Here is a 7587-nt window from a genome sequence, read left to right as displayed (position 1 = left end):
CCCCTAACCCCTAAAATAATTTCCACTACAAACTTACAACTTACGACTGGCAGACGAGTAATTGCTAGGATGACTGTTTTAGCGACTTTCCGGTAATAAGCTCAACAATGTCGGCCATTGTGTGAAAAAATACTTGACCCACAATTGGCGCTGCTCTGGTAGAATTAGATCAGTCAGAAACCAATGGTTCGGCTTAACGGAAATAAGCAACTTGGGATCAAGAAAGTCAGTAACACCAATTGCTTTTTCAGCTACCAGTAAATACAGGGATACCTATTTATAGGCGTAGTCCTCAATGTTTGCAGGTGTCTTTGATATTAAAATGCGCTATTGTTTTAGAGCAATAGCTTTGTGGGATACCACCTTTCCTAGTAATAGGATGGCTATATTTTGATTGTCGAAGATTGTCGGAGATTGTCCAAATTAAAAGTATCAGATACAATCAAGAAGTACTGTATGACTAGCTCACCGAAAAACGAGCGGGAGAGCTTGAAGTGTAGAGTACGCAGGGCAACTGCGGAATTAACGCCTGTGGACAAGAAGATGCTCCCCATCCTTGGTTGAAACAGGAAGCAAACGTCAAAATAAGCCAGTTCATTAACTAGGCTCATTTTGAGTAAGTTTTGTTTTGCCAGAAATAATATAAATTTTAAAGGTTTAGCACCCGCACTCTGGAAGTGGAATCCCCTGAAACTAATTTGTTTGAATTTGATTCAATTGATGCGGCCCTAGAAGATCTCAAGGCGGGTCGCCCTTTGGTGGTAGTTGATGATGAAAACCGCGAGAATGAAGGCGACTTAATTTGTGCCGCCGAGTTCGCCACCCCCGACATGATTAATTTCATGGCAGTGGAGGCACGGGGACTCATTTGTCTGGCAATGACGGGGGAACGCCTCGACGCTTTGGATATACCGTTAATGGTCAGTAAAAACACTGACAGCAACCAAACGGCATTCACGATTAGCATCGACGCTGGAACTCAGCTAGGGGTTAGCACTGGCATCTCCGCTGAAGATCGCGCAAAAACTATCCAAGTTGCCATCAACCCAAACACTAAACCCTCTGACTTACGCCGTCCCGGTCATATTTTTCCGATCCGTGCTAGAGAGGGTGGGGTTTTGAAACGGGCTGGCCATACCGAATCTGCTGTTGACTTGCCCCGATTGGCGGGTTTATACCCAGCCGGGGTGATCTGTGAAATTCAAAATCTCAATGGTTCAATGGCGCGGTTACCCCAATTAATCGAATACGCCAGACAACATCAACTTAAATTAATCAGTATTGCGGACTTGATTAGTTACCGCCTCAAGTACGATCGCTTTGTCTATCGAGCCAGTCTTGCCAAATTACCCACGATTTTTGGAAATTTTGAGATTTATGGCTACCGCAACACTTTAGACAATTCAGAACATGTGGCAATTGTTAAGGGAGATCCCGCCCAGTTTCAAGATCGTCCGGTCATGGTACGAATGCACTCGGAATGTTTAACTGGAGATGCTTTGGGTTCCCTCCGCTGCGACTGCCGGATGCAACTGGAAGCGGCGCTGAAGATGATTGAGAATGCGGGTCAAGGCATCGTGGTTTATTTGCGCCAAGAAGGACGTGGTATTGGTCTGGTAAATAAATTAAAGGCTTACTCTTTGCAGGATATGGGACTTGATACCGTTGAAGCTAACGAACGCCTAGGATTCCCAGCCGATTTGCGAGACTACGGGATGGGGGCACAAATGCTCAACGATCTCGGGATCAAAAAAATTCGCTTGATCACCAATAATCCTCGTAAAATTGCTGGACTGAGAGGATATGGTCTTGAAGTAGTAGATCGAGTACCTTTACTGATTGAATCCAATGACTACAATTCCGGCTATTTAGCGACTAAGGCACAGAAACTAGGTCACTTGTTACTACAAACCTATTTAGTTTCCGTGGCAATTCACTGGAATGATGCTCCCCAAGGGATCGCTCAACGGTACGAACGATTGGAAAAAATCCGACATTTAGTCCATAGCCAAGATCTATTATTACAGGAGGAATCTCGCCCTGTCGCGATCGCGTTATTTGACAAACCGTCCTTAATTATCCACCTCGGCTTTGACCAAGCCAATTTAGCTGCGCCGGATTGGTACAATAATAGTCAGCATCCCTACTTACAGGCGATCGTCAAAATTTTAGACAATTTAAGTGAATGGCCTCAAGTGGGACGGATTTCTATTCTGGTGTCGTCTGGTATCGATCCCTTGACTAGCCTACAAGTCCGGCTAGATCGACAGAGGTTCCCTTTGACTGAGCTATCCTCGATCTGCGATAGTTTAACTACTCAACAAGTTTATAGTTTTGAACGATGAGTCAACAACTCGAACTCCTTGCAGTAGTTAGAGTTAGTGACCCAGATAGAAAAATCCCTGGTAGCCGTAAGACATTCAACTACCAGGGGACTCAGCATTTTCTGTTAATGTCATCTTAGGTTTAAATCGATCGATCGGGAATCCGTAAAATCTAGGAATTGGTTATCCCCCTAATTAGGGGAAATCCCCACAAATACGGATTGACAAATAACTCTATAAGTGGTATTAACTTCGTAATCTCTAGCATTTGCCGCGAGATTGTACGGGCAACGCCGAGGCAGAGAGAAAACCCAAGCCATTAAAGAGTTAATCGTGGACAATCTTTACTGGTTCGCTCGGATTCAACCCTCAGACTACTCCATTGTGGGAAACACGGCTTTATATTTAAGTCAACTTTTGCAGCAGGATTACCCTGTTATACCTGGTTTTGTCGTTCCGGGAAAGGTATTTTGGGAATTTATAGAAAAGTTAGGTTCCTCAGAGCCATTATTAGCAGATTTGCCCCATTCCTCATTACATGTAAATGTAGACAATCCGCGTCAGTTACAGTTAGTATCCCAACAAATTCGTCAAGGAATTAGCGCTTCCACTCTGCCACCTCTATGGAATTCAGCGCTATTAAGTGCCACTCAAATAATGGAAGGATCTGCAATTATTTTACAACCTTCCTTAGCGCTACCATTGAAACAGTTGCCAATCGAGATATTGCAAGTTAAAAATTTGGCAGATAACCTGCAATATGCTGGGCTGTTGGACTCCTACATTTGTCTTGGAGAACCAGAATCTTTGACTCTTGCCTTAAAACGAGTTTGGGCAGAATTCTTTCGTGCGAGAAGCTTGTTTTACTGGCAGCGCGTTGGTATTGGACTACACCAACTCAATTTAGCAGTGACAGTGCAACCAATCTACGATGCCATTGCATCTGGCACTATTCAAGCTGACGGAGAACAATTGCTCATTAAAGCTACTTGGGGATTGGGATTGGCGATCGCAAAAGGAGAAGTTTTACCCGACTCTTACCAAATCAATGTCAAAACTGGTAAGACGATTGCCTCACAACTAGGTAATAAAACTATTGCCTATCGTCTTAGTAGCAAATTAAAATCATCTGGCGATATAACGCAGCCAAAGATAGAAACGCTCACAGAAAATAGCATCCAAGCTTACCCTCTGAGTGAAGAACAGCAAAAACAGTATGCCATTGAGTACAAATACCTAAAACAATTGATCGATTTATGTCAGCGATTAAGTGATGAAATTACCCCGATCTTTTCTATAGAATGGACTATTTGTCACACTCCAAGTCACTCCGAACCACAACTCTATATTACCCAATTTAGCCCTCAGCCAAACTGGCAATCAAAAATCGGAGAAGATCTCTCCGATTCCCCACTTTTGAAGTCTAATTTAGGATCTAAAAATCAAGACTCAAAAATTCCAACTCAAAACTTAAAGCCCACTGGAAAATTAGTTCGAGGAATAGCAGCAGCTACCGGAAAAGTTACAGCACTCGCTCAAGTGATTATCGGCAATCCTCAAAATTTGGAAGATATCCCTCCTGGTAGAATTTTAGTTGCCCAAACTATATCCCCTAACTGGCTACCTTGGCTTAAAAAAGCCGCTGGTGTAGTTACCGAGGAATCTGGGATGACTAGTCATGGGGCAATTCTTGCCAGAGAAATCGGTATTCCTGCTGTTGTCAGTGCGGCAGGTGTGACTCAACTATTTCAAACTGGTGAGTTACTGTTAGTAGATGGAAATCGAGGAGAAGTTAAGGGAGTAGCCCAGCCAATGCAGTATCGGGAGGAGGAGGAAAGAGGGAGGAGGAAAGAGTTGGAGGAGGGGAGGATTTCACCACTTTACTCTTTATCCCAATTGCCAATCGCTACTGAACTTTTAGTGAATTTAAGTCAATCCCAATCCTTAAAACGAATTGAGGGTTTACCAGTAGATGGAGTGGGATTATTGCGCTCAGAATTAATGATTCTGGATGCCTTGGAAAATCTACATCCCACAGAATGGTTACGACAGGGAAGAAAGAATGAGTTAGTAAGTCGTATTGCCCAACTTATTATTCCATTTGCGGCTGCATTTATGCCACGAAAAGTTTTATATCGCTCCCTAGATTTGCCAGAATCTGGTGTTATTGCTGTTTCTAGCAATAGTCTGTCGGAACAAAAACCACTAACAACTAGGGAGACATCTGAATTGCCCAAGCGTAGCTCGCCTTCGACACCCCAAGTAATAAATCACCGAGGTACTCGTCACTATCTCAGAGATCCCGCTTCCTTTGATGTGGAATTGGCAGCTTTAGGGGAAGTCTATGCTAGGGGCTACAGTAATGTGCAGCTGATGTTGCCCTTTGTCCGTACTGTAGAGGAATTTGTCTTTTGTCGCCGTCGAGTTGAAAAAAGCGGATTAATGGATTATCCTGACTTCCGGCTCTGGATTATGGCAGAAGTGCCTTCGGTGTTGTTTCTGTTACCCGATTATGTTAAAGCTGGGGTTCAGGGAATCTCAATTGGCACAAACGATCTAACTCAACTTTTGCTTGCTGTGGAGCGGGATAGCACCGAGTCGGGTTATACTGCCAATGGCTGTCATCCAGCGGTAATGGGGGCGATTAAGCAACTGATTGCGATGGCAAGAGATGCTGGCATTCCCTGCTCCATCTGCGGTGAAGCACCAGCTCAGTATCCGGAATTGATTGACTCTTTGGTACGGTGGGGGATATCCTCAATTTCTGTGGATGTGAATAATGTAGAAAATACTTATATTGCGATCGCGCGTGCTGAAAAGCGTCTGCTCCTAGAAGCGGCGCGCGAAAGGATTGGGAATTGAGATCGGGAATGGGGCAAATTATAATCAAGCGGACTGGATTTGATTTGGATGTGATATTTTTTACGACTAAATTGGGCAGTATAGGAGCAAGTGGATATATATGAATAAACTCAAAATCCAACTCTCCAATTTCCTTAACTACCAAAGGAATTGTTTTTTGTCCCTTTTTATATAATAGGGGTATGGTTTTTTGTTTTTTTCATCATGTCTTATTCCTCAACAGCTAGTTTTTTTGGTGTCCATATTTCTACAGTTTAAATTGCAATCTATAAAGTTATGCTCTTGTATAATCGCCAAGGGATGAGGGGAAAAATTTTCTCATGGTCAAGCTGAGTAAAATGGACAGAGCTAAACAGGTGGGTGTAAATAAACATCACAAACAGAAGTCGGGTTTCTTCAAGAAACCCGACTTCTTAGCCCTTGGGAATTTTAAGTGTAATTTTGTCTATGATATAGCAGTCGCCAAGGCGCTTAGGACAATTGGCTCTAGCCCCTTGTTAAAATTTGCTAGCTTAGAATCTCCTAACCGCTGTGGCGGTTGCTATAAGAGATCAAAAGAACCAAACTTCCTCTCACCCCACACCTCTCACCTCTTACCTCTTGTCAGCACGACATTTTTTCTCCTCACCCTTACTGGTGCGCGGGTTAACGCTCAAACGACAACTATTCTTGAAGAACAATTCCGTGACAATACATCCTTTGGCTGGACAGCAGGTGCAGGTTTAAACTCACCTAAAGCCTGTTTAACCGCAGGAAACCCAATCACACCAACGACAGGGGATTCGGTTCCCCCTTGCAGCCCTAATGCCCCACTCGATCCACTGGAACCAGTGCCACAAGGCGCATTGAGACTCACCTCAAATGCCAAAAACCAATCAGCCTTTGTTTTTTATAATTTTCCGATTCCTGCCACTAACGGTTTGGTGATTGAGTTCAACTACTTCTCTTATGGGGGTACGGGAGCAGATGGGTTAACCTTCTTCCTTTTTGATGGGGATACAGTTAATCCCGATCCTGGAGCGTTTGGTGGCTCCCTCGGCTATGCCCAGCGAATTGATAATCTAGGAAATCCTGTGCCCGGTTTAAAAGCAGGGTATCTTGGTGTTGGTCTTGATGAGTTTGGCAATTTCGCCAATGATGGGGAAACACGGGGTACGGGTTGTAATCCTAGCTCTCCTTATGGCACCAGCACAACGATAAGACGTTCCGATTCTGTGACAATCAGAGGATCATCCCTCACCCCCAGTGATAGAAATCAGGGCTATTGCTATCTCGCTGATTCAGGACCTCTGAGTCAAGGGATTGATGTTCCCAATGCAAGTAATCGGGACCCAGCAGCTCGCAGTGTCAGAATTGTTCTCACACCTGATTTTAAAGTCAGTGTATTTATCGACTTTACAGGGACTCGTAATTTCCCAGCACAACCGAGTATTCCTCCGGTAAATTTGCTCCAACCTGGACAACGGACACCACCTGCCACGTTCAAGTTTGGGTATGCTAGTTCAACGGGAGGATCGACCAATTTTCACGAAGTCCGAAATCTCCTGATTAGTACGATTAATCCCACACCCTTGCCTGATATCACAGTAGCGAAGCAAAGTAACACGCCTACGTTTGTAGCAGGAGAAATTGGCGAGTACACCTTAACTGTAACCAATCTTGGTCCAGGTCCTACCTACGGTCCTGTAACCCTGACAGACACACTACCAGATGGGTTTACCTTTGAAGGCTTTCAGGGTGTAGGTTGGAGTTGCTTAGTCGATCCCCGCACTCCTAGAATTGTCACTTGTGACTATGTTGGGAATGGACTTTCCGTCGATCCCTCCACAGATCCTCCCCTAGCTCCCGGTGAAAATCAATCTGTTGTTGTTAAGGTAAGAGTACCCAAAACTCCTGGAGTGAATGCTGTTAACACTGCCACTGTATTTACCAGACCAGAACGTCCGGATGCTTTGGGGAATAACTCTACACAAAATACTACCCCAATTACTGATATTGTAGTATCGACTAAAGGTGCTACTGTTATCGATACTGATAACAATGGAGCAGCAGATCCTGGGGAAGCTATTTCTTACTCGATTAAAATTACTAATGTCAGCAGCGCTCCACTCACAAATGCTATTTTCTCAGATCCCATTCCAGAAGGGACAACCTATATCCCTGGAAGCACCAAACTCAATGGCGATTTACTCCCTGATGCGCCAGGGAATATTATGCCCTTTTCTGGTAATGGCGCACCCGTAAACAGTATCGGCACGCCTACTGGAATTATTGGACCATTACTATCAGCAAATGTTGAGTTTCAGGTGAGAATTAATAATCCTCCTGGGGTAACCCAAGTCGCTAACCAAGGCTCGATTTTCGGTAGTCAAATTATCTCTCAGCCTGTAAAGACTAATCC

General features: G+C 44.2%; 2 protein-coding genes and 1 pseudogene. All 3 read left to right on the top strand.

Going from position 1 to position 7587, the window contains the following annotated elements; all coding sequences use genetic code 11:
* The first annotated feature begins 677 nt into the window (after positions 1-677).
* Positions 678-2345: a bifunctional 3,4-dihydroxy-2-butanone-4-phosphate synthase/GTP cyclohydrolase II gene (gene ribBA, locus NJ959_RS22655; RefSeq protein ID WP_254014011.1), complete on the top strand. Its 1668-nt coding sequence runs from the start codon at positions 678-680 to the stop codon at positions 2343-2345.
* 312 nt (positions 2346-2657) lie between these two features.
* Positions 2658-5186, top strand: coding sequence for a putative PEP-binding protein (locus NJ959_RS22650; protein ID WP_254014010.1), 2529 nt, complete (start codon positions 2658-2660; stop codon positions 5184-5186).
* Between the two features lie 338 nt (positions 5187-5524).
* Positions 5525-7587: pseudogene (locus NJ959_RS22645) on the top strand (hypothetical protein); the annotation flags it as partial.

This window comes from Limnofasciculus baicalensis BBK-W-15, assembly GCF_024178385.1.
Taxonomy (GTDB): domain Bacteria; phylum Cyanobacteriota; class Cyanobacteriia; order Cyanobacteriales; family Coleofasciculaceae; genus Limnofasciculus; species Limnofasciculus baicalensis.
Note: the sequence above shows the minus strand (reverse complement) of the source record. Positions and strands in the feature narration are given on the sequence as shown.